The 25,342-nt window shown below is 74.5% G+C and carries 23 protein-coding genes and 1 pseudogene; 15 read left to right on the top strand and 9 right to left on the bottom strand.

Annotation, left to right across the window (positions count from 1 at the left end; all coding sequences use genetic code 11):
- Positions 1–17: 17 nt before the first annotated feature.
- Positions 18–803, top strand: a complete 786-nt coding sequence (locus ACGFS9_RS04340; RefSeq protein ID WP_393250735.1) for a glutamate racemase — start codon at positions 18–20, stop codon at positions 801–803.
- A 239-nt stretch (positions 804–1,042) separates the two neighbouring features.
- On the top strand, positions 1,043–1,585 hold the full coding sequence (locus tag ACGFS9_RS04335) for a hypothetical protein (protein WP_393250733.1): 543 nt from the start codon (positions 1,043–1,045) through the stop codon (positions 1,583–1,585).
- A gap of 15 nt (positions 1,586–1,600) precedes the next feature.
- Here ACGFS9_RS04335 and ACGFS9_RS04330 read toward each other — a convergent pair whose 3' ends face one another.
- A complete protein-coding gene (locus tag ACGFS9_RS04330) occupies positions 1,601–2,683 on the bottom strand; it encodes an O-antigen ligase family protein (RefSeq protein ID WP_393250731.1) in 1,083 nt (360 codons plus the stop codon).
- Positions 2,684–2,906: 223 nt separating this feature from the next.
- Here ACGFS9_RS04330 and lnt point away from each other — a divergent pair, with 223 nt between their 5' ends.
- On the top strand, positions 2,907–4,520 hold the full coding sequence (lnt, locus tag ACGFS9_RS04325; protein WP_393250729.1) for an apolipoprotein N-acyltransferase: 1,614 nt from the start codon (positions 2,907–2,909) through the stop codon (positions 4,518–4,520).
- 55 nt (positions 4,521–4,575) lie between these two features.
- The gene (locus tag ACGFS9_RS04320; RefSeq protein WP_393250727.1) at positions 4,576–5,049 is read left to right on the top strand and encodes an NUDIX domain-containing protein; all 474 of its coding nucleotides are present in this window, start codon (positions 4,576–4,578) and stop codon (positions 5,047–5,049) included.
- Between the two features lie 235 nt (positions 5,050–5,284).
- Here ACGFS9_RS04320 and ACGFS9_RS04315 read toward each other — a convergent pair whose 3' ends face one another.
- Both ACGFS9_RS04315 and ACGFS9_RS04310 read right to left on the bottom strand, forming a co-directional pair.
- Positions 5,285–6,397, bottom strand: a complete 1,113-nt coding sequence (locus ACGFS9_RS04315) for an aminotransferase class V-fold PLP-dependent enzyme (protein WP_393250725.1) — start codon at positions 6,395–6,397, stop codon at positions 5,285–5,287.
- Between the two features lie 323 nt (positions 6,398–6,720).
- Entirely contained in the window at positions 6,721–8,433 is a 1,713-nt protein-coding gene (locus ACGFS9_RS04310; RefSeq protein WP_393250723.1) for an MFS transporter, read from the bottom strand.
- 281 nt (positions 8,434–8,714) lie between these two features.
- Here ACGFS9_RS04310 and ACGFS9_RS04305 point away from each other — a divergent pair, with 281 nt between their 5' ends.
- Positions 8,715–9,494 (top strand): TetR/AcrR family transcriptional regulator, encoded by a 780-nt coding sequence (locus ACGFS9_RS04305; protein WP_393250721.1) that lies wholly within the window; start codon positions 8,715–8,717, stop codon positions 9,492–9,494.
- A 67-nt stretch (positions 9,495–9,561) separates the two neighbouring features.
- Here ACGFS9_RS04305 and ACGFS9_RS04300 read toward each other — a convergent pair whose 3' ends face one another.
- Together ACGFS9_RS04300 and ACGFS9_RS04295 are read right to left on the bottom strand one after the other, a co-directional pair.
- The gene (locus ACGFS9_RS04300; RefSeq protein ID WP_393250719.1) at positions 9,562–10,296 is read right to left on the bottom strand and encodes a TIGR03943 family putative permease subunit; all 735 of its coding nucleotides are present in this window, start codon (positions 10,294–10,296) and stop codon (positions 9,562–9,564) included.
- Positions 10,293–11,312 (bottom strand): permease, encoded by a 1,020-nt coding sequence (locus ACGFS9_RS04295; protein ID WP_393250717.1) that lies wholly within the window; start codon positions 11,310–11,312, stop codon positions 10,293–10,295. Before ACGFS9_RS04295 ends, ACGFS9_RS04300 begins: the two co-directional genes overlap by 4 nt.
- 321 nt (positions 11,313–11,633) lie before the next feature.
- Here ACGFS9_RS04295 and ACGFS9_RS04290 point away from each other — a divergent pair, with 321 nt between their 5' ends.
- Both ACGFS9_RS04290 and ACGFS9_RS04285 read left to right on the top strand, forming a co-directional pair.
- Positions 11,634–14,603, top strand: coding sequence for a carbohydrate binding domain-containing protein (locus tag ACGFS9_RS04290; protein WP_393250715.1), 2,970 nt, complete (start codon positions 11,634–11,636; stop codon positions 14,601–14,603).
- A gap of 253 nt (positions 14,604–14,856) precedes the next feature.
- On the top strand, positions 14,857–15,279 hold the full coding sequence (locus ACGFS9_RS04285; protein WP_393250713.1) for an SseB family protein: 423 nt from the start codon (positions 14,857–14,859) through the stop codon (positions 15,277–15,279).
- A gap of 93 nt (positions 15,280–15,372) precedes the next feature.
- Here ACGFS9_RS04285 and ACGFS9_RS04280 read toward each other — a convergent pair whose 3' ends face one another.
- Both ACGFS9_RS04280 and ACGFS9_RS04275 read right to left on the bottom strand, forming a co-directional pair.
- Positions 15,373–15,765, bottom strand: coding sequence for a MarR family winged helix-turn-helix transcriptional regulator (locus ACGFS9_RS04280; RefSeq protein WP_393250711.1), 393 nt, complete (start codon positions 15,763–15,765; stop codon positions 15,373–15,375).
- A gap of 135 nt (positions 15,766–15,900) precedes the next feature.
- On the bottom strand, positions 15,901–16,251 hold the full coding sequence (locus ACGFS9_RS04275) for a VOC family protein (RefSeq protein ID WP_393250709.1): 351 nt from the start codon (positions 16,249–16,251) through the stop codon (positions 15,901–15,903).
- A 258-nt stretch (positions 16,252–16,509) separates the two neighbouring features.
- Between ACGFS9_RS04275 and ACGFS9_RS04270 the strand changes: the two genes are divergently transcribed.
- The 8 genes and pseudogenes from ACGFS9_RS04270 to ACGFS9_RS04235 form a co-directional block, all read left to right on the top strand.
- Entirely contained in the window at positions 16,510–16,797 is a 288-nt protein-coding gene (locus ACGFS9_RS04270) for an ArsR/SmtB family transcription factor (protein WP_393250707.1), read from the top strand.
- A gap of 4 nt (positions 16,798–16,801) precedes the next feature.
- The gene (locus tag ACGFS9_RS04265; RefSeq protein ID WP_393250705.1) at positions 16,802–17,782 is read left to right on the top strand and encodes an SMP-30/gluconolactonase/LRE family protein; all 981 of its coding nucleotides are present in this window, start codon (positions 16,802–16,804) and stop codon (positions 17,780–17,782) included.
- Between the two features lie 353 nt (positions 17,783–18,135).
- Complete coding sequence (gene crcB / locus ACGFS9_RS04260; RefSeq protein ID WP_393250703.1) at positions 18,136–18,612, top strand: fluoride efflux transporter CrcB; 477 nt, start codon at positions 18,136–18,138, stop codon at positions 18,610–18,612.
- Complete coding sequence (locus tag ACGFS9_RS04255) at positions 18,609–19,013, top strand: DUF190 domain-containing protein (RefSeq protein WP_393250701.1); 405 nt, start codon at positions 18,609–18,611, stop codon at positions 19,011–19,013. The genes crcB (ACGFS9_RS04260) and ACGFS9_RS04255 overlap by 4 nt, the downstream gene beginning before the upstream one ends.
- Positions 19,010–19,384, top strand: a complete 375-nt coding sequence (crcB, locus tag ACGFS9_RS04250; RefSeq protein WP_393250699.1) for a fluoride efflux transporter CrcB — start codon at positions 19,010–19,012, stop codon at positions 19,382–19,384. The genes ACGFS9_RS04255 and crcB (ACGFS9_RS04250) overlap by 4 nt, the downstream gene beginning before the upstream one ends.
- Before the next feature lie 82 nt (positions 19,385–19,466).
- Entirely contained in the window at positions 19,467–20,303 is an 837-nt protein-coding gene (locus ACGFS9_RS04245; RefSeq protein ID WP_393250697.1) for an undecaprenyl-diphosphate phosphatase, read from the top strand.
- Between the two features lie 528 nt (positions 20,304–20,831).
- Entirely contained in the window at positions 20,832–21,782 is a 951-nt protein-coding gene (locus tag ACGFS9_RS04240) for a glutaminase (protein ID WP_393250695.1), read from the top strand.
- A 124-nt stretch (positions 21,783–21,906) separates the two neighbouring features.
- A pseudogene (locus ACGFS9_RS04235) lies at positions 21,907–22,194 on the top strand (glycosyltransferase 87 family protein); the annotation flags it as partial.
- Between the two features lie 272 nt (positions 22,195–22,466).
- On the opposite strand, the gene ACGFS9_RS04230 reads toward ACGFS9_RS04235, so the two are convergent.
- Both ACGFS9_RS04230 and rho read right to left on the bottom strand, forming a co-directional pair.
- Positions 22,467–23,663, bottom strand: coding sequence for a D-alanyl-D-alanine carboxypeptidase family protein (locus ACGFS9_RS04230; protein ID WP_393250693.1), 1,197 nt, complete (start codon positions 23,661–23,663; stop codon positions 22,467–22,469).
- An 89-nt stretch (positions 23,664–23,752) separates the two neighbouring features.
- Positions 23,753–24,892, bottom strand: a complete 1,140-nt coding sequence (gene rho / locus ACGFS9_RS04225; protein ID WP_393250691.1) for a transcription termination factor Rho — start codon at positions 24,890–24,892, stop codon at positions 23,753–23,755.
- Positions 24,893–25,342: the final 450 nt, after the last annotated feature.

The following is a 25,342-nucleotide window of genomic DNA, read 5'->3' as shown; positions in this document are numbered from 1 at the left end:
TCGTCTATGGTGACCGGGTGAAGATCGCGCTCATGGACTCCGGAATCGGACTGCTCGCCGCCGCCGCCGCGGTGCGCCGACTGCGGCCGGACGCCGATCTCGTCCTCTCCTCGGACCCCGGCAGCATGCCCTGGGGACCGCGCACCCCGGAGGACGTCACCGCGCGGGCCCTGGCCGTGGCCGAGGCCGCCGCGGGCCACCGGCCCGACGCCCTGATCGTCGCGTGCAACACCGCCTCCGTACGGGCCCTGCCCGCCCTGCGCGCCCGGCTGGAACCCGACGTGCCGGTCGTCGGCACGGTCCCGGCGATCAAGCCGGCCGCCGCGGGCGGCGGTCCCGTCGCGATCTGGGCCACGCCCGCGACCACCGGGAGCCCCTACCAGCGCGGGCTGATCGAGGAGTTCGCCGGGGACGTCCGGGTGACCGAGGTCGCCTGCCCCGGACTCGCCGACGCCGTCGAGCACGCCGACGAGGCCGCGATCGACGCGGCGGTCGCCGCCGCCGCGGCGCGCACCCCCGAGGACGTCCGGGCCGTCGTCCTCGGCTGCACCCACTACGAACTCGTCGCCGAACGCATCCGCGCCGCCGTGCAGCGCCCCGGCCTCCCGCCGCTCGTCCTGCACGGGTCGGCCGGCGCGGTCGCCGCTCAGGCGCTGCGCCGGATCGGGGCGGGGCCCGACCCCGCCGCGCCGGACGCCGGTACCGTCGCGGTGCTGCTCGCGGGAGAGCCGGGCTCGCTGCCCGCCACCGCCCTCACCTACGCGGAGGGCCGCCTGCTCGCGGCCGTCAGCCCGGCGCGGTAGCGACGAGCGGGCCCGCACCGGACGCCGTCCCGCGCGCCGCCGGACCGGGCGACCGGCGAACCCCTATACGGCCCCGGCCATGCCTACGCGGGGGTGCACCACCGGTGTCCGGGCGGCCACCCCCGGTACGGGTACGCGCCGTCACCGTGACGATGCCCCGGCGGGCCGGTCCACGTCGCGCCGGTGTCACGCTCCGCGACCCCGTGCCCGCTCAGCGGAACCTGAGTAGTCTCATAGGTATGAGGGACCACCCCCACGGCGAGACCGTCCCGCGGCCGGAGCTCTGGACCGGCCGCGCGAGAAACCGCGTCCAGTGGCTGCCCGCGCTCGGCGGCGCCGCCTGCCTGGGGCTCGGGATCGAGCTGGCCGTCGACTCCGGCTGGACGTCGGGCACGGCTCCGCTGATCATGTCCGTGGTCGGCTGCATCGCGGCCGGCCTGCTCATCCTGTTCGGCACGCTGGCGTTCGTGCACGTGGCGGTGAAGGTGGACCAGGACTGCCTGGAGGTGCGCTGCGGCCACATCGGGCTGCCGCGCCGCCGCATCCCGCTCTCGACCGTCGTCGGCGCCGACTTCGCGCCCCGGGTCACCCCGCGCCAGTGGGGCGGATGGGGCTACCGGTGGCGGCCCGAACAGGGCACCGCCGTCATCGTCCGCCGAGGCGAGGGCGTGGTCCTGCGGCTGGGCGACGGGCACACGTTCACCATCACCGTGGACAACGCCGAGACCGCCGTCCAGGTCATCCGCGACCACCTGCGGCCGCGGCCCGGCGCGGTGAACTGACCCGCCGGCGCCGGCTCAGGGACTCCGCTCACCGGCGGGGCGCGGCAACCGATCGCCGGCTTCCGGCGGCTGCCCCGTGCTCAGCGGGCGGGCCGTCGCCAGCCCCGCGAGCAGCCCCGCCCCCGCGGTCACCGTCATGAAGCTGAGCGCGTTGCCAATCGAGGCGATGACGGCCAGAGCCGTGAGTGTGGCGCCGGCGGTCAGCGCGACCGGTGTGGAGCGCGGGCTGCGCAATAGCGCGTAGAGCATCCAGCAGAACGCCGCCGCGAGCAGCGCGGCCCCGATCACTCCCTGTTCGGCCGCCTGCTGGAGCGGCGCGGAGTGGGGCTTTCCGTCCGACACCAGCGACTGCGCCAGCGTGGGGCTCAGCTCGCCGTACCGGCCGGGGCCGACGCCCAGGGCAGGGTCGGCCCGGGTCAGGTGCAGTGCGTCGTGCCAGAGCAGGAGCCGGTGCGGGGTGAGCCGTCCCTCCAGGGAGGCCGTCAGCCCGCCGGGCAGCGCGTCCTCGGCGATCGCCCACACGCCGGCGGCCACCCCGGCCGCTCCTGCGGCGAGGGCGGCCAGAGCGGTGCCGCGGCGGCCCACCCGTGCCGCGGCGAGCGAGCACAGCAGGACGCCGGCGCAGGTGACCAGGGCGGTGACCGACCCGAGGACCGCCGCCGTCGCCGCGATCGCCACGGCCAGCAGGCGCAGCGCGAGCCGGAGGGCGGGCGGCCGGCCCGCCGCCGCCCACGCGGCGCAGCACGCGGCACCGCAGGAGAGGGTCAGCAGGGCCGCCGTCGCCCCGGTGTGACCGAGGTGCGGGCTGATCTGCGGGCCGGGGGTGAGGACGGCCAGCGACAGACCCGCCACGGCTCCGGCGCAGGGCGCGGCCACGGGCAGGAGGACGCCGAGGATCCTGCCCGCGGCGTACCCCGCGGTCACGGCGAGAACCGCGAGCAGGACGCCTTCGGGCCGGCCGTCGTGCGTGGTCGCGGTCACCAGCGCCCAGGCCGCGCAGGCCGTGAGCACCACGCCTCCCGCGGCGTCGGCCGGACTGCGCCGCTCGCCCGTGGCGGAGAGATCCTCGGCAGCGGACGCCGTACCCGTCGAACCCACCCCGTCGCCCTCCGACTTCGCCGGACCCCGGGCGCCGTCCCCACGACAGGCCGCACGTCACAGGCTCGGGCACACCGTAACGGGTGATCTGCCGTTTTGGGGAGAAGTTGTGCAGGAACGTTGCTGCCGGGGTCCGCCGACCCGGGCCCGGCCGCGCCGCCGGCACCCGCGGCGGGACCGGCCGAGCTGTCGGTCCGCAGGTCAGCCGCCGTACACTCCCCGGGTGACCGCCACCGCAACCACCGTAGACGAGCCGGAACAGCTCGACCCCCGGAACGGGCCCGCCTCCCGCGGCGCCGCTCTGGTCCGCCGTCTCGTCCCGGCCGCCGCCGCGGCGCTCTCCGGACTGCTGCTCTACGTCAGCTTCCCGCCGCGCACCCTGTGGTGGCTGGCGCTGCCCGCCTTCGCGATCCTCGGGTGGACGCTGCGCGGCCGTTCCTGGAAGGCCGGTCTGGGCCTGGGGTACCTCTTCGGCCTCGGATTCCTGCTGCCGCTGCTGGTGTGGACGGGCGTCGAGGTCGGCCCCGGACCGTGGATCGCGCTCGTCGTGGTCGAGGCGGTCTGCGTGGCGCTGGTCGGCGCCGGGATCGCCCTGGTCTCCCGGCTGCCGGGATGGCCGCTGTGGGCGGCGGCCCTGTGGATCGCCGGCGAGGCGGCCCGCGCACGGGCCCCCTTCGGGGGCTTCCCCTGGGGCAAGGTCGCGTTCGGGCAGGCCGACGGCGTCTTCCTCCCGCTCGCCGCGCTGGGCGGCACCCCGGTCCTCGGCCTCGCCGTCGTGCTGTGCGGATTCGGCCTGTACGACGTCGTCCGGCTCGCCGTCGCAGCGCGCGGTACCGGCCTTCCGCGCCGGGGCGCCGCCGCTGCCGCGCTGCTCGCGCTCGCCGTCCCCGTGGCCGGAGCGCTCGCCGCACGCACTCTGGTCAGCGACCGGGCCGAGGACGGCACGGCGACCGTCGCGGTCATCCAGGGCAACGTGCCGCGCGCGGGCCTGGACTTCAACGCGCAGCGGCGGGCGGTACTCGACCACCACGTCCGGGAGACGGAGCGACTGGCCGCCGAGGTCGCGGCGGGCAAGGCGGCCCGCCCCGATCTGGTCCTGTGGCCCGAGAACTCCTCCGACATCGACCCGTTCGCCAACGCGGACGCCCGTGCGGTGATCGACCGGGCGGCCCGCGCGATCGGCGCCCCCATCTCCGTCGGCGGCGTGGTCGAACGGGACGGCAGGCTCTACAACGAGCAGATCCTGTGGGACCCCGACAAGGGTCCGGTCGATACCTACGACAAGCGGCAGATCCAGCCCTTCGGCGAGTACCTGCCGATGCGCTCCCTGCTCGGCGCCGTCAACAAGACCTGGACGACGATGGTGCGCCAGGACTTCAGCCGGGGCAGCGAAGCGGGCGTCTTCACCATGAACGGCACCCGGGTCGGCCTGGTGACCTGCTACGAGGCCGCCTTCGACTGGGCGGTGCGCAGCACCGTCACGGACGGCGCGCAGATCATCTCCGTGCCCAGCAACAACGCCACCTTCGACCGCAGCGAGATGACCTACCAGCAGCTCGCGATGTCCCGCGTCCGCGCGGTCGAGCACAGCCGCACCGTCACGGTGCCCGTCACCAGCGGGGTCAGCGCCGTGATCATGCCGGACGGCCGGATCACGCAGAAGACGGGCATGTTCGTCGCCGACTCGCTCGTGCAGAAGGTTCCGCTGCGCTCCTCCCGGACCCCGGCCACCGAGCTGGGCATCCTGCCGGAGATGCTGATCGTGCTGGTCGCCGCCTGCGGCCTCGGCGGCGCCGGTGCGACCGCGCTGCGCGCCCGGCGGAACAGCGCACCGTAGGGCGGGCGCCCGGGCCGCTGCCGGGGGCCCGCGGACGCGCGGCTAGGGTCGGCCCATGGCTACCCCCGACTTCATCCTCGACATCCGCGCCTCCGCGGGCCACCAGCTGCTGTGGCTCCCCGGAGTGAGCGCCGTCGTCCTCGACGACGCCGGCCGGGTGCTGCTCGGGCAGCGTTCGGACAACGGCAGGTGGGCCCTCGTCTCCGGCATCCCCGAGCCCGGCGAACAGCCGGCCGCCTGCGCCGTGCGCGAGGTGTACGAGGAGACCGCCGTGCACGTCGAGGTCGAGCGGGTGGTCATGGTCCGGGCGGGCGAGCGGGTGACCTTCGACAACGGCGACGTGTGCCAGTTCATGGACACCACGTTCCGCTGCCGGGCCGTCGGCGGGGAGGCCCGGGTCAACGACGACGAGTCGCTCCAGGTCGGCTGGTTCGACGTGGACGCGCTGCCGGAGCTGAGCGAGCACGCCCTGTTCCGGATCAGGCAGGCCCTGCTCGACGAACCCACCTGGTTCGAGCCCCTGGCCTGATCGGGCGGAACCCCGGTCGTCCCGCCCTGGGGGAGAGCTCCACACCGGTGCGGTCCGAGCCGGGCCGGGTCAGGCCCGGCGGCGTTCCCGCTCCGGCGGGGTGATGGCGGGGCCGCGTTCGTGGCCGGCGCCGCATGCGGATCGCCCGTGCCGGACCGCCCCGCGCCGTGACAGCGCGGGAGACCGCCCGGGTCGTGTCCCGGGCAGCACCGCCGGGAGGGGCCGCTCCGGCCGGTCAGCCGTTCAGCGAGCCAAGCGCCGCGGCGACCCGCTCGGACACCTCCGGCGGAGTCGAGGCGTGCGGAGAGAACCGGAGCGAGTCGGTCCGCACCGTGGGGGTGACGCCCTCGGCGTGCAGGGCCTTCGCCACGAGCGCCGGATCGTGGCCCGGCACGGTGAACGACAGGATGCCGGCCCGGCGCGCCGGGTCGGCGGGCGACAGGACCAGGCCCCCGCAGCGTTCCACCACGTCGGTCAACTCCGTGATCCGCAGAGCGATCGCCGCCTCGATCGCCGTGACCGTGCACCGCTCGACGAGGTCCAGCGCGGCGGCGAACGCGGCGGCCGTCACCGGGCTCAGATGGGTGATCGACCACTGCCGCGCGCCCGCGGCGGGGCGGTGCTCCGTTCCGTCGAAGGCACCGGCGTCCTCGACGCCGGTCCAGCCGGTGAGGACCGGCTCCAGTGCCGCGAGGGCGCGCTCGGACAGCGTGGCGAAGCCGGTGGCCCAGCCCGCGCGCAGCCACTTCTGGCCGCCCGCCACGACGACATCGGCCGCGTCCCAGGCCATCCGCGCCGCCCCGAACGCCTGGATGGCGTCCACCACGAGCAGCCGGTCCGGTCCGATCGCCTCGCGCAGCGCCGCGAGGTCGGCCCGGAAGCCGCTCCGGAAGTCGACCGCGCTGACGGACACGGCGACGACGTCGTCGGTCAGCGCGGCACGGACCAGGTCGGGGGTGACGCCCGCACCGGGTGCGGGGTCGAGCCAGCGCGGTGTGGCCCGGCCCAGTCCGGCGCTGCGCCGCCACGGATAGTGGTTGGCGGGGAAGTCCGTGCGCGGGACGAGCACCACCCCCTCGCGGAGCCCGAGCGCCGCGTGGAACAGGCCGGTGGAGGCGTTCGGGAGGAGCACGGTGTGCCGGCCCTCGGTCCCGGCGAGCCGGGCCGCGGTGTCCCGGGCGGTCTCCTCGGCGCGCATCAGGCCGTCCACGGTGGTGTGGCCGGCGCGCGCCGACTCCTCCAGGGCGCGGGCGGTCGCGGCGACCGCGTCCCGCGACGGCGGTCCGAACCGGGCGAAGTCGAGATAGCCGGCGGGCGTGTCGAAGTGGGCTGCGTACGACGTGAGCACGTGCTCGTCCTTCCGGGGCCGCGGGGTGCCGGTGCGACGGGGGCCGCCGCGGGGTCCACGCGACCGGCGAGGCCGTCCGGCCTCCCGGTCGGTGCCCGCACGGTCCCGCCTGCCCGCACGGTACGCGTTCCGGGGTTCCGCCACCCGGCCGGGGCCGCGACCGGCCGGGTGGCGGGAGCCCCGTCACCCGTGACCGGGCGGCGCGAGGCCGGGGGCCGCGGATCGCGGGTGACGGGTGACGCGCTGTCAGGGGCTCGGCCACGGGACCGGGCCCCGTGCCGTTCCGGCGCGGTGGCCCGGGCCGTGCGCCGGGCGGGCGGGGGTCAGTGGCCGGTGTGCTCCTCGGGGCGCGCGTGGCGCGGCAGCAGGAAGGCGAGCAGGAAGGTCACGGCGAGCATGCCGTCGACGATCCAGAGCACCGTCTGCATGACGGACCCGAAACCGTTGCGGAAGGCCGAGGACGCCGTGTCCCGCAGGGCGGCGGGAATCCCGGCGGCCGCCTCGGGCGAGGTCACGGCGGCCCGGCTGTCCTTCTCCAGGAGAGCACAGGACGCGGGCGTCGCCTCCGGGTCCTTGGCCGTCGCGCGGTCCGCGGTGCAGCGGCGCAGGTCCGCCACCACGCGATCCTGGGCCGCCGGTGCCATCCGCGCCGCGGTCAGCTCGGCCCGCAGGTGGCCCGAGCGGTGGTCGACCGCGGTGGCGATCCCGCCGCCCAGCAGGCCGAAGAACACCGTGCCCAGCAGCGCCACACCGAACGCCCCGCCCAGCTGCTGCACCGCGGTCATGGTCCCCGACGCCGAACCCGTCTCGTGCTGTTCGACACTGGCGAGGACGATGTCGAAGAACGGCGCCATGAGCAGGCCCATCCCGATGCCGGTGACCAGTAGGGCGGGCAGGAGCTGCCACGGGCCGACTCCGGAGCCCGCCTGATCGAGGGTCAGCCACACGCCGAACACGCCGAGCGCCATGACCAGCGCGCCCGCCTGCAGCACGGCACGCCCGAACCGGACCAGCCCCTGGGCGATGCCGAAGCCGACGATCATGCCGCCCGACCAGGGCACCATCACCAGACCGGCCTTGAGCGGCGAGTAGCCGAGACCTATCTGCGTGTAGAGGTTGAAGACCAGCATGAAGCCCTGCATCGTCGAGAAGAAGACCAGGCCGAGGACCATGCCGCCGCTGAAGCCGCGCTTGCGGAAGAGGCTCGGGACGACCAGCGGGTCCCGCCCGGCCCTGCTGCGCCGCGACTCGTACCGTGCGAAGACGGCGAAGACGGCGAACGAGGCGGCCATCATCGCGAACGACCACACCGGCCAGTCGTACTCCCGGCCCTGCACGAGCGGGAAGATGACGAGCAGGGCGGCGGCGGAGACCAGGAGCATGCCGGGGATGTCGAGGGTCGGCCTGGTCGCGGAACGGCCCCTGGGCAGGTAGCGCACGGCGCCGAGGAGCGCGGCGGCACCGAGCGGCAGGTTGATCAGGAAGATCATGCGCCAGCCGGTGCCGAAGTAGTCGGCGTCCACCAGCCAGCCCGCCAGGATCGGCCCGCACACCGCGGACAGTCCCATGACCGGGCCGAACAGGCCGAAGGCCTTCTGGGACTCCTTCGGCGGGAACATCTCCTTGATCATGCCGAGGCCCTGGGGCAGCATCACCGCGCCGAACAGCCCCTGCACGACCCGCGCCCCGATCAGCATCTGCGGCGACGTCGACAGCGCGCAGAGGAGCGATCCGAAGGTGAACCCGGCTGCGCCGACCAGGAACATGCGGCGGCGTCCGTGGATGTCGCCGAGCCGGCCGCCGGTGACCAGGCCGACGGCCATCGCGAGGGTGTAGGCGGCGGCCAGCCACTGGAGCGTGGAGGCGCTTCCTCCCAGGTCGGCGCGCATGGAAGGACCGGCGATGTTCGTGACGACGGCGTCGAGGAGGTCCATCACCTCGGCCGCCAGGATCACGAACAGCGCGGCCCAGCGCCATCGGTAGGGAGCCGGCGGGTCGACGGACGCCGGAGCGGACGTGACATCGGTGGTGGACATCGGATCTCCAGGGGGAGGGCGCGCGGCACGGGCCGGGCGCGGCGGGACGGACCGACGCGTGGGCGCCCGGCCCCGGTGTGCGGCAGGGGAGGAGCGACCAACGCGGGAGAACACTGTTCACCTTAGCAGAACAGTGCTCTCCTGGAGAACGGCGTTCATCAAGATATAGCGCAATCGGCCGCGAGCAACAAGCTATATCGCGAATGACGGGGCGAGTTCGGTTCGGTGAACGCTGATCACCCGAGGAGAACAGCGCTCTCCCTGCGCCTAGACTGATCCGCATGACCGACGAGGCCGCCGGCACCCCCGCACCGCCCCCGCCGCCCTCCCCCTGGGAGCGCGGACGCACCGCCCGGACGCGCTCGGCCGCGCCGGCCCGCACCCCGCTGTCCCGCGAACGCGTCGTCGACGCCGCATTCACCGTGCTGGACCGGCAGGGCCTGGACGGCCTGTCGATGCGTCAGGTCGCGGCCGAACTCGGCGTCACCGTCTCCGCCCTGTACGCACACGTCGGTTCCAAGGACGAGCTGCTGGAGCTGATGTACACCCGCCTCTTCGACGACTTCGAGCCGCCCGCGGCCGACCCGGACCGCTGGCAGCAGGAGATCCGCGCGTACGCGCGGGCGGCGCGGCGGCGCCTGCTGGCGCACCGGGACATGGGCAGGATCTCCATGGCGCACGTCCCGTTCACCGCCGAACTGCTGCCGCACGTCGAGGCGTTGCTCGCCGTGTTCCGTACCGCGGGGCTGCCCGACCGCATCGCGGCGGAGGCCGGCGACCTGATCTCGACGTACATCGACGGGTTCGTCCTGGAGGAGGGAATGTGGCAGGACCGGGCCGCCGAGCGGAACGCGGGCACCGCCTCGCCGGCCCGCCCCGACTGGCGCGAGATGGCCGACGAGATGCAGAACTACTTCGCGTCCCTGCCCGCCGCCGACTTCCCCCATCTGCGGGCCCTGGCCGGCGTGATGGTGACGGACTCCTCGGACGAGCGGTTCGACATCGGCCTGGAGATCATCCTGCGCGGCCTCGCGAGCTACCTGCCGGACGAGGGCTCCTGACCGGACCGCGTGCCGGCCGGGGCCGCCGGTGCGCACGGGACGCCCGGCGGCGTCCGCCGGGGCCCGGTCAGTTGTTCCAGCTCTCGTCGTAGGGGTCGCGGGGCGCCGGCACCGGCCGGGCGGCGGCCACCCGGAGGAAGGGGATGACGCCCCCGTTCACCGGGTCCTTCGCCCGCCGGCCGCTGTAGGTCCCGGTCACCTCCAGCCAGGTGTCGGGCTGGAGCACCGGCGGTATCCGCCCGGACAGCCCGATCTTGACCGGCTGGGCGTCCGCGGCACAGCAGTTGAGCGCCATCCGCACGAGGTAGGGCGTACCGGCCCGGTCCAGGGCGACGAAGCCCGTGACCCTCACCCGTCGGTCGCCGAGCGTCCGCCCGTGTCCGTACGCCGCCCGGCCCGCGTAGTCGACCAGGCCGAGCGGGACCGGGTCGCCCGCGGGCAGCGTCCCGTAGCCGAAGGGCTCCTGGAGCGCCGTTCCCGTCCGCATCGCGCTGTACGAGCCGAGCGCCGGCGGGGCGACCAGGATGAGGGCCAGCAGCGGCAGCACCATGAGCCAGGCGACGCGCGGCTCGCGGTGCGGGTGCGCGTTCCGGCCCGGGGACGGGACGTCCGCAGCGGAGCGCCGTTCGCGCATCGCGTACCAGACCGTGGCGAGCGCCGTCGCGATCAGGGCGGCCCCGGCCGCGAGCAGCAGGGGACGCAGTCCCGCCTTGACGTAACGGAGGTACAGGTCGGTCGTGCCGGCGTGCAGGACCGCCGCGCCGAGCAGGAAGAGCACCGCCGCCTGCGCCTGCCGGTTCACAGCAGCACCGCCCCGACCAGGACCGACACGAGGATCGCGAGGATGAAGGTGGCGGGCGCGAAGCGGGTCGCGAAACCGCGCCCGAAGGTGCCGACCTGCATCGCGAACAACTTCAGGTCGATCATCGGCCCCACCACGAGGAACGCCAGTCTCGCGGTGAGGGAGAACTCGGTCAGCGAGGCCACCACGAACGCGTCGGCCTCCGAGCAGATCGACAGCAGGACGGCCAGCACCGCCAGGGCGAGGACGGACACCACGGGATTGCCGGCCGCCGCGTGCAACCAGCCCGCCGGCACCACGGACTTGAGCGTGGCGGCGGTCATCGCCCCCAGCACCAGGAATCCGCCCGCGTGCGTCACGTCGTGCCGTACCGACCCCCAGAAGGCGGCCCCCCGGCCCACCCCCTCGTGCGCGGGCCGGTCCGGCGGGCGCAGCCACGCGGCCCGGCCGAGCCGCTGCCACAGCCAGCCCATGACGCAGGCCACGAGCAGGCTCGCCACGAAGCGGGCGAGGACCATCCCGGGATCGCGGGGGAAGGCGACGGCGGTCGCCGTCAGCACGATCGGGTTGATCGCCGGCGCGGACAGCAGGAACGCGAGGGCCGCCGCCGGGGTGACACCGCGCCGCACCAGCGCGCCCGCCACCGGAACGGACGCGCACTCGCAGCCCGGCAGGACGGCTCCGGCGACCCCCGCGACCGGTACCGCGAGAGCCGGCCGCTTCGGCAGCGCGCGGGCGAAGAACGACGCCGGGACGAACACCGCGATGGCCGCCGACAGCAGCACCCCGAGGACGAGGAAGGGCAGCGCCTGGACGACCACGGCGACGAACACCGTCGTCCAGCTCTGCATGACCGGGGCGGACAGGGCCTGACGGACCGGTCCCTGCGCGGCGACGACCAGCAGCAGCACCATGGTCAGGACGAGCGGTGAACCCACCTGCCGGCCCTGCCGGGGCCGCGGCTCCTCGCCGTCGCTCTGCCGGCCCGGGGACGGGGCCGGTCGGGTCAGGGTCACGCGTGCTCCACTCCGGTCGGGAGGGGCCGGCCGCTGCTGTCGCCCCTCGACCGTGAATACGCCGGATCGGCCCCGGCGTCTCACCCCGGCTCCGTCCATGGCCCGCAACGGGAGAAGTCTTGACCCGGACGTGGGGCGCGCCGGATCCCGCGCCGATGCGCCACCGCCACGCGCGCGCCGGGTTCCGGGCGAACTCGGCGGACGCGCAAAGCCTTTACGCCGTCGCCATGTGCCGGTAACTTCCGCCCGCAAGCTCTTTCCGGAACTTTCCGGTTCTCCTTGCAAGGCACCTCCCCGCTCCCCATGCCTTGGAGACGCCTCATGAGACGCAGACACCGACTCCGTCCCCCACGGCCGGCGGTGGCGCTCGCCACGGTGGCCGGCATCCTCGCGACGGCGACCCCCGGCGCCGGCGCGGCGGCCCGCGCGGAGGCGACCGCCGCCTCGACGACCACGACCGTCTTCTTCTACACCGGGACCAAGAACTGGCCCGCCACCTATCTGCACTACGCCCCCGACGGGGGATCGTGGACGACCGTGCCCGGCACCCGGATGGAGGCGGCCTGCACGGACTGGGTGAAGAAGACCGTCGACCTCGGCTCCGCCGCCGGGCTCCAGGCCACCTTCAACGACGGAAGCGGCACCTGGGACAACAACGCTGGCCACGACTACGCCCTCGGAACGGGGAACGTGACCGTCAAGGACGGAGCGGTCGCCCACAGCGACCCCTGCGCCGGCAACGGAACGGGCGACGGCAACCGGGCGACCGTCTACTACGCGACCGCCACCTCCGGGTGGAACACCGCCAACCTGCACTACAAGCCCGCGGGCGGGTCCTGGACCGCGGTGCCCGGCGTCGGGATGGAGGCGGCCTGCGCCGGCTGGTGGAAGCGGACCGTCGACCTCGGCCCGGCCACCTCGCTCACGGCGGCGTTCAACAACGGCAACGGCGTCTGGGACAACAACAACGGCGCGGACTACACCATCGGTTCGGGCACCACGACGGTCAGGGACCGGACCGTGACCGCGGCGGCGGCCGACCCCTGCGCGGCTCAGGTCCCCGACACCCGGCCGCCCACCGCGCCGGCCGGGGTCACCGCGTCCGCGACCGGCACCGCCGCCGTGGTGAGCTGGCAGCCCGCCACCGACGACACAGCCGTGACGGCGTATCAGCTCACCCGGACCGGCGGCACCGGGGGCACCGTCGTCACCGACGTCGGCTCGACGGTGTACTCCGACACGGGGCTGGCCGAGCGGACCACCTACACCTACACGGTCAGGGCCGTGGACGCGGCCGGGAACGTCTCACCCGCGTCGGCGCCGGCGAGCGTCACGACGGGGGAGGAGGCGCCGGCGCCGGCCGCCGGGACGCCGCTGGGCACCGACCCCCGCAAGGACCCGATCTACTTCGTCCTCACCGCCCGTTTCCGCGACGGCGACCCCTCCAACGACCGCGGCGGCAGCCGGCACGTCGCGTCGGGCAACGCCGCCAACGACGACCCCATGTTCCGCGGCGACTTCAAGGGGCTGATCGACAAGCTGGACTACGTGAAGGCGCTCGGTTTCTCGGCGGTCTGGATCACCCCCGTCGTCCTCAACCGCTCGGACTACGACTACCACGGGTACCACGGCTACGACTTCTACAAGGTCGACCCACGCCTGGAGTCGGCGGGCGCCTCGTACCAGGACCTGATCAACGCGGCCCACGCCAAGGGGATGAAGATCTACCAGGACGTCGTCTACAACCACAGCTCGCGCTGGGGCGCCAGGGGCCTGTTCACCCCCACCGTCTACGGCGTGCGCGACGCCCAGTGGAGCTGGTACTACGACGAGAAGAACGCCGGATTCGCCTACGACGGCCTCACCGTCGAGCCCAAGTCGGGGAAGTCGTACTACAACGGCGACCTGTGGTCGACCGCCGAGCCGTCCGGCAACACCTGCCTGAACTGGGGCAAGCCCACCGGCGGCCGGAGCGCCGAGGGCTACACCCTGTACAACTGCCAGTGGCCGAGCCCCACGTCGGGCATGTTCCCGAAGGCGTACTACCACCAGTGCTGGATCGGCAACTGGGAGGGCGAGGACTCCCGTTCGTGCTGGCTGCACGAGGACCTCGCCGACTTCGACACCGAGAACGCCACGGTGCAGAACTACCTCGTCGGCGCCTACGACAAGTACATCGACATGGGCGTCGACGGCTTCCGCGTCGACACGGCCGTGCACGTCCCCCGCGTCACCTGGAACCGCCGCTTCCTGCCCGCCATTCACGACCGGGTCGCCCAGCGGTTCGGCGCGGACGCCGCGCGGAACTTCTTCGTCTTCGGCGAGGTCGGTGCCTTCGTGAACGACAAGTGGAACCGCGGCTCGGTCAACCACTCCGCGCAGTTCTTCACCTGGAAGGAACGCCGCGAGTACAGCGCCGACGACGAGAAGGCGGCGATCGAGGGTTACGACTACGAGGAGCAGCTCGGCACCGGGAACCAGCCCACCTCCGCCAACGCCTTCCTCGACGGGAACACCTACCACACCCCCGACCACAGCCGGTTCTCCGGCATGAACATTATCGACATGCGCATGCACATGAACTTCGGCGACGCGCAGAACGCCTACGCCAACGGCAAGGACTCCGACGACTCCGTCAACGACGCCACGTACAACGTCGTCTACGTCGACAGTCACGACTACGGCCCCAACAAGTCGAGCACCCGATACGCAGGAGGGACCGACGCCTGGGCCGAGAACATGGCGCTGATGTGGACCTTCCGCGGCATCCCCACCCTGTACTACGGATCGGAGATCGAGTTCCGCAAGGGCCGGCAGATCGACTGCGGGCCGACCTGCCCGCTCGCGGAGACCGGGCGCGCCTACTACGGGGACCATCTCGAAGGCGACGTGACCGCGTCCGGCTTCGGGACGGTCGCCTCGGCGAGCGGCGAGGTCGCGACGACGCTCGCCCAGCCGCTGGTCAAGCACCTCCAGCGGCTCAACCTGATCCGCCGGGCGATCCCGGCGCTCCAGGCGGGCCAGTACTCCACGGACGGCATCAGCGGTCCGATGGCCTTCAAGCGCCGTTACACCAGCGGAGCGACCGACAGCTTCGCCCTGGTCACGATCACCGGCGGCGCGACCTACACGGGCATCCCGAACGGCACCTACACGGACGCCGTCACCGGCGACGTCAGGACCGTCACCGGCGGCACCCTCACGGTCGCGGCCCCCGGCAAGGGAAACCTGCGGGTGTACGTCCTGAACGGCCCCGGCAGGATCGGCACGGCCGGGCCCTACCTGAAGTAGTCGGCACGGCCGCGCACCGCGGGGGGCGCGGCCGCGGACCGGACCGGCGCGGTTCCCGCCCGGGTCCCGGCTCGCCCGCGGCGGGCACCCTCCGCCGCGGGCGCCGGACGCGATGATTCCGGACGGCCGGCCGCCGACATGAATGGCGTGGTGTGCGATGGGTACGCGAGGGTCGTTGCACCCGGGAAGACCGTGACCGGAAGACCGGGACCGCCCGGGTGCCCGTCCACCGACCACGACCCAGGGATCTGCCATGGACACGCCCCAGAACAACGACCACCCCACCGCGGCCGAGGCGACGCCCGCCCAGGAGGCCCTGAACACCCTCGCCGAGAACACCCAGGACACCGCCGCGCTCGCGACGCTCGCCGGCAGCGACGTCCTGGTGCCCGTTCCGGACGACGTCACCGACGCGGACGTCGCCGACCCCACGGCCGTCGCGCTGCCGGTCCTCGACCAGCCGGGCGGCGAGCAGGTGGTTCCGGTGTTCACCTCCGAGGTGGAGATGGCCGAGCTGCTCCCCTCGGTCTCCCGCTACCGCCTCGTCCCGCTCGCCGCGCTCGCCTCCCAGTGGCCCACGGGCGACCTCGCCCTGACCATCGACGCCAGTTCGCCGCACGGGCTGACCCTCAGTTCGGAGGGCGTCCGCACGCTGCTGGCCCATCCCGGCCGCTGACGGCGCCACCCGCGACGCCCCTGCGCCGGCGCCCGGCGGGACGAGGACCGGCCTGCGGCCGGGCGTCCCCGGGCCGGCGCCGGGCGGAGGGGATCAGTCGCGCAGCATGCGGGCGAGCACGGCCCGCTGCAGCGGGAGCACCTCGGCGTGCAGGGCGCGCCCCTTGCCGGTGAGGGCGACCCACACCCCGCGGCGGTCCTCCTCGCAGACGGTGCGCTCGACCAGGCCGTCCTTCTCCAGACGGCCGATGAGCCGGGACAGCGCGCTCTGGCTCAGATGGACGCGCCCCGCGATGTTCTGCACCCGGCAGTGGTCGCCCGGCCGGGAGACGGCGCCCGAGGCGAGGACGTCCAGCACCTCGAAGTCGCTGGCGCCCAGACCGTGCGGGTGCAGCGCCCGGTCGATCTCGCACATCGTGCGGGCGTGCACCGAGAGGATGTCCCGCCACCGGTCCTCCAGCCGGGGACCGGGCGTCTGCGTTGCCATGTCCGCATCGTAACCGAGATCCGGCCATTCGATGTGTGTGCAACTAGTGGCCCGTATCCGGACCCCCGCCGAGCCGGGGCCCGGCGCGGGCCCCCGCCACCGCGGCCGTCCGGTGCCCCGGGGCCCGCGGGCCCCCTACGCCGCGCCGTCCTGGATCAGCCCGACCTGGTTGCCCTCCGCGTCCCGGACGGACGCGATCCGCCGGCCGCCGCCGACGTCCTGGACCTCCTGGAGCGTCTCCGCGCCCGCGGCGAGCAGGGCCGACAGCGTCTTCTCGATGTCGTCGACGTGCCAGTAGGGCACCGGTCCGGTCAGCCCCTTGGAGTGGCCGCTCGGGTCGAGCCCCACGTCCTGGCCGGCGTCCTTGAACCCCACGTAGTACGGCTCGTCCACATACGGCTCCACCCCGAGCAGCGCGGTGAACAGCGCCTTCGCCTTCGCGATGTCCTTGACGGGGTAGATGACGGTCTTGAGTCCGGCGGTCATGGCGTGTCCTCCGTGATGCGTGACGGCCCGGCCGGGCCGATCCTCCCGCCGCCGGCTGCCCCGGCGGCCCTCCTCACGCTAGGCGGGGGAGGCGGCCCGCGGCTTCTCGAATCCTGACCGGTACCGCCGGACGGGCCCGTCCGGCGGTACCGGCGCCGCCGGGCCGTCAGGGTCCGGCCAGCCTCGCGGAAGCCCCTGCGGGCCGCCCCGCGCTGCGGGAGAGTGACGAGGAGACCGTCACGAAGGAGGGGGAACGAGATGCTGAGGGTTCCCGGCAACGGGTACCGGCTGGACATCCTGGAGTGGCTGCGCGCGCCCGCCGAGCACTTCCCGTCCGAGGGCCGCGGCGACCTCCGCGAGGACGGCGTGAGCCCGGAGTCGCTCGCCCGGAAACTGGGCGTGAGCCGGGCCGCGGCCCGCTCCCACCTCGATCTCCTCGCACGGGTCGGCCTGCTGCGCGCCGAGAAGGTGGGGCGGCGTACCTACTACCGGCGCGACGAGTACCGCATCGCCGAGGTCGGCCACTTCTTCGAGAAGGGCTGGTAGCCGCGTGGGCCGCGCGCCGGACGCCGGGCACCCCGCCGCCCTCGTGCCCCGGCACCTCGTGCCGCTCGGCGGCCGCGGCCCCGAGGACGTGGTGGCCGACCGCCGGGGAGGCGTGCTGACCGGTCTGGAGGACGGCCGCATCCTGCGGGTGGAGCGGCCCGGCGCTGCCGGGGACCCGGGCGTGCGCGTCCTCGCCGAGACCGGGGGCAGGCCGCTGGGACTCGAACTGCTGCGGGACGAGACGCTGCTGGTGTGTGACGCGGAACGCGGACTGCTGCGTGTGGGGCTCGGCGACGGGGTGGTGCGCGTGCTCGCCGACAGCGTGGCCGGGGAGCCGCTGCGCTTCTGCAGCAACGTCGTGTCCCTGGCCGACGGCACCGTCTGCTTCACCGTGTCCAGCCGTGTCCATCCGCTCGCGCGGTGGATCGGCGACCTCGTCGAGCACTCCGGAACAGGCCGGCTGCTGTCCCTGGCGCCCGGAGCGGGGGAACCGCGGGTGCTGCTCGACGGCCTTCAGTTCGCCAACGGCCTCGCCGTCTCCGGCGACGGCACCTTCCTCGTGGTCGCCGAGACCGGCGCCCGCCGGCTCACCCGCTACTGGCTCGCCGGCCCCGGGCAGGGACGGAGCGAGACCTTCCTCGACGACCTGCCCGGCCTCCCGGACAACCTCTGGCGTGCCCCCGGCGGCCCGATCTGGGTGGCGCTCGCCGGACCGCGGACGGCCGCTCTGGACCTGCTGCACCGCCGGGGCCCGGCCGTGCGGCGCGCCGCCGCGCGGATCGCCGTGCGCGCGCCGTTCCGGCCGCCGGGCACCACCGGCGTGCTGGCCGTCGACGACGCGGGGCGCGTGCTGCACCACCTTCAGGCCCGCCGGTCCCGGTTCCGGATGGTGACCAGCGTCTGCGAGGCCGGCGGCCGGCTCGTCCTCGGCAGCATCGGCGAGCCCGGCCTCGCGGTCTGCGACCTGCCCGGCACCGCGGGCTGAACCGGGCAGGGACGGCCGGGACGGCGCACCCCGGTCGACCCGGAGGCTCGCCCCCCCGACGCCGGGGCCCGGCGGCCCGGTCCGGCCTCCGCACCGGGCGCGAGGCCCGAGAGTGACGCGGGGTGACGCGCGGTGAGGCGCCCCCCGCACCGCGGGGGGCGCGTCGCGCCGGACGCGGGGAGCGGGAGTGCGCCGCTCCGATGCGGAGCGGTAGGCTTTTCACCGGCCGCGATCTTGTGCGCGGCGCGGCGGTGGGGCCCGCCGTACCCGAACCGCGGCACACCGGCCGCCAACGGTCCCTGCTTGCGATGCCGTGCGCCCGCACCGGCCCGGCGAGTAGGAGCACTCGGAACATGACGGTCCCGCACCCCGATCGCGTCGACGACCCCGACGCCCCCGTCCGGACCCCCGCCCGCGGCGCCTCACCCTGGCGGGGCCAGGGCCCGGTCGTCGCGGTGGTCGCGCTCGGCGGCGCGGTCGGCGCCTGCGCCCGCTACGGCGCGGGGGAACTCTGGCCCACGCCCGCCGGGGGATTCCCCTGGACCACCTTCGCGGTCAACGCCGCCGGCTGTGCGGTCATCGGCGTCTTCATGGTGCTGATCACCGACGTGTGGGCCGCGCACCGGCTGGTCCGCCCCTTCTTCGGCACCGGCGTGCTCGGCGGCTTCACCACCTTCTCGACCTACGCCGTCGACGTCCGGAAACTGTTCGACACCGGGCACGCCGGCGTCGGGCTCGGCTATCTCGCCGCGACCCCGTGCGCGGCGCTCGCCGCGGTGTGGCTGGCCGTGACGGCCACCCGCCGCATCCTGGTACGGAGGCAGCGATGACAAGGCTGACAGGCAGCGCCCTGCGGGTGACGATCTTCATCGGCGAGAACGACACCTGGCACCACAAGCCGCTCTACGCCGAGATCGTGCACCGCGCGCACGCCGCCGGGCTCGCCGGCGCCAGCGTCTTCCGGGGCGTCGAGGGCTTCGGGGCGTCCTCGCTCATCCACACCTCCCGGCTGCTGTCGATGAGCGAGGACCTTCCGGTCGCCGTGATCGTCGTGGACACCGAGGAACACGTCCGGGCCTTCCTGCCGCAGCTCGACGAGCTGGTCACCGAGGGGCTCGTGATCCTCGACGACTGCGAGGTCATCCGGTACGTGGGACGGGACGGCGCACCCCCGCGGGGGCGGGCGGACGGCGCGCAGCGGGCGCCCGGCGAAGGTGAGAACTCGTTGTGAACTGGCTGCTGGTGATCGTCGGCGCCGCGGTGGGCGCACCCCTGCGGTATCTGGCCGACCGGGCGGTGCAGACGCGGCACGACACGCTGTTCCCCTGGGGCACCTTCCTGGTCAACGTCACGGGCTGCCTCCTGCTCGGGCTGCTGACCGGCGCCGCCTCGGCGGGACACGCCTCCGGGCACGTGCAGCTGCTGGTCGGCACGGGTCTGTGCGGGGCGCTGAGCACCTATTCGACGTTCTCCTACGAGACCCTGCGGCTGACCGAGACGGGGGCCGGCCTCTACGCAGCCGCCAACGTCGTCGCCAGTGTCGCGGCGGGCCTCGGCGCGGCGTTCGCCGGGGCCGCGCTCGCGCAGGCGGTGTGGACGTAGGTACCGTGCGGGGCCGTGCGTAGGCGACACTGTCTCCTGCACCGTCTACAGCACTGTCGTCCACTCCTCAGAACTGGATCCCATGAGCGCCATCAGCGTCGGTCAGGCCGTCGTCCTCGGAGTCGTCGAGGGGGTGACCGAATTCCTGCCCGTCTCCTCGACCGGCCACCTCAAGATCACCGAGGGGCTGATGGGAATCCCCGTCGACGACAACGCCGTCGTCGGATTCTCCGCGGTCATCCAGGTCGGTGCGATCGCGGCCGTGCTCGTGTACTTCTTCAAGGACATCGTGCGGATCGTCTCCGCCTGGGGCCGCGGCCTGCGCGACAAGGAGCAGCGCACCGGCCACGACTACAAGTTCGCCTGGTGGGTGATCTACGCGACCCTCCCGATCGTCGTCGTCGGCCTCGCGGCCAAACCGCTGATCGAGGGCCCGCTCGCGTCGCTGTGGGTGGTCGCGGGATCGCTGATCGCCGGAAGCGGGGTGATGTGGGCCGCGGACCAGATGGGCCGGCACAAGCGCGGCGAGGACGACACCTCGTTCAAGGACGCGATGCTGGTGGGCAGTTCCCAGATCCTCGCACTGCTCTTCCCCGGCTTCTCGCGCTCCGGCGCCACCATGTCGACGGCGCTCATCCTCGACCTCGACCGGGTCGCCGCGACCCGGCTCTCCTTCTTCCTCGGCATCCCGGCGCTCACCGGCGCCGGCCTGTACGAACTGAAGGACGCGCTCGGCACCGGGGTGGGCGCCGCACCGCTGGTCGCCGGCACCGTCGTGTCGTTCGTGGTCGCCTACGCCTCGATCGCGTGGCTCCTCAAGTTCGTGGCCAAGCACTCCTTCAACGCCTTCGTCGTCTACCGGATCGTCATCGGCGTCGCCCTCCTCGGCCTGCTCGCGACCGGGGTCCTGGACAGCTGACGGCCGCCGGACGCCCACGGGGGCGCGGGACCGCACGCCGGTGCCGCGCCCCCGCCGTGCGCCCGGCCCCGTTTGACAGGCGCCTCACCCATCCGGAGGATCGGCTGATCCGGGAGGCCCTGGCCCGCCGGTCCGCAGTCCCGTACGAACCGTTCCCGCGCCGGTACGGTCCATGACCCGGACCGGGCCGTCGGCGAGGCGACGGCCGGCGCGACGGTTCGAGGGCGTGCGGGATGCAGCGGCGCCGCCCGACGGCCCGCACCGTCCCCGCGAGGCGCCCCGACGGAGCAGGCCCGGGCCGCGACCGGGGTCCGCCGCACCGGCCCGGGACGGGTTCCGCCCCGTCCTCGCGGACGGCTTGGGCCGGTGCGCCGCCCCTCGGCGACGGCGCGGTGGCGGCCGCGTCCGTGCCGTCCGTGCCCTCGATCCGCTCGGGCCGGGGCCGGGACCTACCGGACCGGACGGGGCCCTCGTCCGGCCCCCGCCACCGCGTCCGGGGACGCGCCGCACGACCGGGAGGACCGCACAATGGTGATCATGACTGGGGAATCGCCGCGACCGTCGTCACTGACGTTCCAGCCCGTGCTGGAACGCATCGCCACCGAGGTCGCGCAGACGCCCGGGCGGGGGCGGCCCGCCGACTACATCCCGGCGCTCGCCGCCTGCGACCCGCGCCGGTTCGGCATGGCCGTCGCCGAACTCGACGGCACCGTCTACGGGGTGGGTGACTGGCGTGTGCCCTTCTCCACGCAGTCCATCACCAAGGTCTTCACCCTGGCCCTGGACCTGGCACGCGAGGGCGACGCCCTCTGGGACCATGTCGGGCGCGAACCCTCCGGCAACCCCTTCAACTCCCTGGTCCAGCTGGAGTACGAGAACGGCATCCCGCGCAACCCGTTCATCAACGCCGGGGCCCTCGTCGTCACCGACCGCCTCCAGACCCGTACCGGCGACGCCGCCGGCGCGCTGCTGGACTTCCTGCGCGCCGAGAGCGGCAACCCGGGCCTCTCCTTCGACAAGGAGATCGCCGCCTCGGAGGCCGCGAACGGCGACCGCAACGCGGCCCTCGGCCACTTCATGGCCTCGTACGGCAACATCGACAACCCCGTCCCGGTCCTGCTGGAGCAGTACTTCCAGCAGTGCTCCATCGCCGCGTCCTGCGCCGACCTCGCCCTCGCCACCGGCTTCCTCGCCCGGCACGGCATCCGCGCCGACGGCGGCCGGCTGCTGACCCAGAGCCAGGCCAAGCAGATCAACGCCATCATGCTGACCTGCGGGACGTACGACGCGGCCGGCGACTTCGCCTACCGGGTGGGGCTGCCCGGCAAGAGCGGCGTGGGCGGCGGGATCATCGCGGTCGTACCGGGCCGCTGCACGCTGTGCGTCTGGAGTCCCGGCCTCGACGAACGCGGCAACTCGGTCGCGGGCGTGGCCGCCCTGGACCGCTTCACCACCCTCACCGGCGTGTCCGTCTTCTAGGGCGACGGCTGCCGCTCCCGCCGGGGCCGCCGCTGCCGGTCCCCACGTCCCGTCCGGTCGGGCCCGTCGAGCCGTTCGCGGGCGGACGGCCGGCTGTCCCGGGAACCGCGCGCCGCGCCGCGCGCTGCTGCTGCTCGGCGGGCGTCGCCGGGCTGCCGGGGCCGCCACGGCCGTCGCCGCGGCGGCCACCGCCCTGGCGGCGTGGGCGGCGCCGGAGGCGTCACGGTTCCACTGGACCGACGCCCTGTGGGACACCGGGCGGGTCGGCAGTCCGGCCTACGTCTCCCACCAGTCCCTGCTGGGCGTGCCGGCCCGGCTCGCCGCGCCGGGGGAACCGAGCCGGGCGCTGTGGGGCACGGCCGTCCTGCTGGTCCTGTGCGTCTGGGCGCGGCGGGCCGCGCGGGCCCTGGCCGCCGGGGACCGGACGGCGGCGTTCGCCCTCAGCGGTCTGGCCGCGTGCCTGGTCAGCCCGATCACCTGGGTGCACCACCTCGTCTGGCTGCTGCCGTCCTTCGCGGTCCTGCCGCACCGGGGCAGGACCCGGGTCGCCGGGGCGCTGTACGCGGTGCTGTGCAGCAGCGTGGTCTGGCTGTGGTTCGACGGCGCCTCCGGGCCGGCCGGCTTCGTCGGCGCCAACGCCTACACGTGGATCACGCTGGGTCTCCTGGCGGGCCTGCCGGCGGGTCAGCCCCGGGGCGTGCGCCCGGCCAGGAGCCGCAGGGCCAAGGCGACGGCCGCGGCGCCGAGGACCGCCGCCGCGGCGATCCCCCACGCGCCCGGCCGGCCGGGGCCCGGCCGGGCGGGCGGCGCCGCGGCCACCGGGCGCGCGTCGGGACCGGAGGCCGGTACGGACCGGGTGTCGAGCAGCGTGCCCACGGCGTCGACGTGGCCGGCCGCGGCGAAGCCCCAGTCCAGCAGCGAGCGCGCCTCCTCGTACACGGTGAGGCCGCCGCCGTCCTGAGGGTTCATCACGGTGACCACGAGGGTGCGTCCGCCGTGCCGGGCGGCGGCGACGAGGGTGTTGCCGGCGTTCGTGGTGTAGCCGTTCTTGATGCCGATCAGTCCCGGGTACGGTGCCACCCCGTCGGCTCCGGTGAGCAGGCGGTTGGTGTTGCGGATGCCGTACGCCCGGCCGCGGCCGGGGAACATCGAGTCGACCGTGGCGCAGTAGCGCGCGAAGTCGGTGTTGTGCAGTCCGGCCCGGCCGAACACGGCCAGGTCGTACGCCGAGGACACCTGGCCCGGGGCGTCGTAGCCGTCGGGGGACACCACCCGGGTGTCGCGGGCGCCCAGGGCGCGGGCCTTGGCCTGCATCTGGGCGGTGGTGGCGGTCCAGCCGCCGTTCATCGCGGCCAGGACGTGCACGGCGTCGTTGCCGGAGTTGAGGAACACCCCGCGCCACAGGTCGGCGACGCTGTAGGTGTGCCCTTCGGCGACGCCGACGAGGCTGCTGCCCGCGCCGATGCCCTCCAGTTCCCGCTCGGTGACGGTGTGCCGGATGCCTCCGGGCAGGGTCGGCAGCACGGTGAGCGCGAACAGGGTCTTGAGCGTGCTGGCGGGCGGCAGGGGACGGTGGGCGTCGTGTGCGGCGAGCACGTCGCCGGTGCCGGCGTCGGCGACCAGCCAGGACAGCGCGGAGATGCCGGCGGGGAGGCCGGGCGCTCCGGCCCCCGGCCGCACCTGGGTTCCCCGCTGGTACAGCGACGAGGGGGAGGGGGAGACCGTGGGCCGCGGACCCGCCGGGCGCGGGCCGGTCAGCGCGGTGGCCTGGCCCGGCGCGGTGGCCAGCACGCCGGCCGCGCACAGGGCGGAGCAGCGGACGGCGACGCGGGCGACCGCCGGGTGAGCGACGGCAGTCCGGAATGAGAATCCGATGGTCATACCGCAAACGTAGGAAGAGAGGCCCGACACGCCCGGATGCCCGGGCCGCGCGACGGCTCCGAGCACCCGGATGCCGTACCCGGACGGGGTCAGGGGCGCAGGGTGGGCTGGACCCGGCGCAGGAAGGCCGCGTTGTCGGGCGTGGCGCGCAGGCGCTCCAGCAGTGTCTCCAGGGAGGTCCGGCCGTCCCGGGTCAGCAGGGCGCGGCGCAGCCCCCGTACGGTCTGCAACTCCGCGGCCGGAAGGAGGAGTTCTTCGCGACGGGTGCCGGTCGCGGCGAGGTCGACGGCGGGGAAGACCCGGCGGGAGGCCGTCAGCCGGTCCAGCCGGAGCTCCATGTTGCCGGTGCCCTTCAGCTCCTCGAAGACGAACTCGTCGGCACGGGAGCCGGTCTCGACCAGGGCCGTGGCGAGGATGGTCAGGGAGCCGCCCTCCTCGGCGAGGCGCGCGGCGCCGAACAGGCGCTTGGGGCCCTGGAGCGCGGAGGCGTCGAGACCTCCGCTGAGGGTGCGGCCGCCGGCCGCCGCCGCGTTGTTGTGCGCGCGGCACAGCCGGGTGAGGGAGTCGAGCAGGACGACGACGTCCCGGCCCTCCTCGACGAGCCGCTTGGCCCGCTCGACGACGAGGTCGGCCAGCGCGATGTGCTGACGGGGTGTCTGGTCGAAGGTGGAGGCGAAGACGTCGCCGCGGACGGAGCGGCGCATGTCCGTGACCTCCTCGGGCCGCTCGTCGAGCAGCACCACCATCAGGTGGCATTCGGGGTGGTTCCCGGCGATCGCGGCGGCGATCTGCTGGAGCAGGACCGTCTTTCCGGTCTTCGGCGGCGCGACGATCAGGCCGCGCTGGCCCTTGCCGACCGGCGCGAACAGGTCGACGACGCGTCCTGCGGTTCCACCGGCCGGGTGTTCGAGGCGCAGTCGCTCACGCGGGTGGAGCGGGGTGAGGTCGTGGAAGTGCGGGCGGTGGTGCGGTTCTTCGGGCGAGCGGCCGTTCACGCGGTGGACGCCGGTGAGGGTGCGGGGCGCGCCGCGCACGCCCTCGACCCGGTCCCCCTTGCGCAGACCGTGGCGGCGGACGAGCGCGGGGGAGACCTGGAGGTCGGAGGGGGAGGGCAGGCAGTCGGCGGACCGCAGGTGCCCCTTGCCGTCGCGGTCGATGTCGAGGATGCCGGCGGCGGTCCGGACGGGGGTCCGCTCCTGTAGGGCGGGGCGTTCGAGGGTGGTGGTCATGGGATGTCCTCTCGGGGACGGGACGCATCGGTGTGCGGAAGGAGGGGGAGTGGCCGCGAGGGGAGGGCGCGGGGCGCGCCTCGGGGCGGCGGGAGGAACACCGGGCCGGACATGACGGGAGCGCGTCGCCGGTCGTGCCGGGGAGGTGGTGCCGGAAGCCGGTCCGCCGGTCGGGATCGACCGCGCGTCGGCGGGAGAGACGAGGGAATGGGCACGGCGCCGGAGCGAAGAGGCGTCCACGTGTGCCGCCGCCACCGTACCACCGCGGCGGCGGGCCCGGCAGCGCCCCGCTCTCGGAGCCGGCGGTGCGCTGTCCACAACGCCCGCGAGCCCGGCTCTGTTCCCCGCCCGCCCCGAAGCCGCTCGCGGCCGGCGCACGCGCGGGCGCGCCGATGCGCCTCCCGGGGCGTCCGGGCGTCGCCCGGAACCCGCCCGGGGCCGTGCCGGCGG

The organism is Streptomyces sp. NPDC048566, assembly GCF_043199735.1.
Lineage (GTDB): Bacteria > Actinomycetota > Actinomycetes > Streptomycetales > Streptomycetaceae > Streptomyces.
Note: the sequence above shows the minus strand (reverse complement) of the source record. Positions and strands in the feature narration are given on the sequence as shown.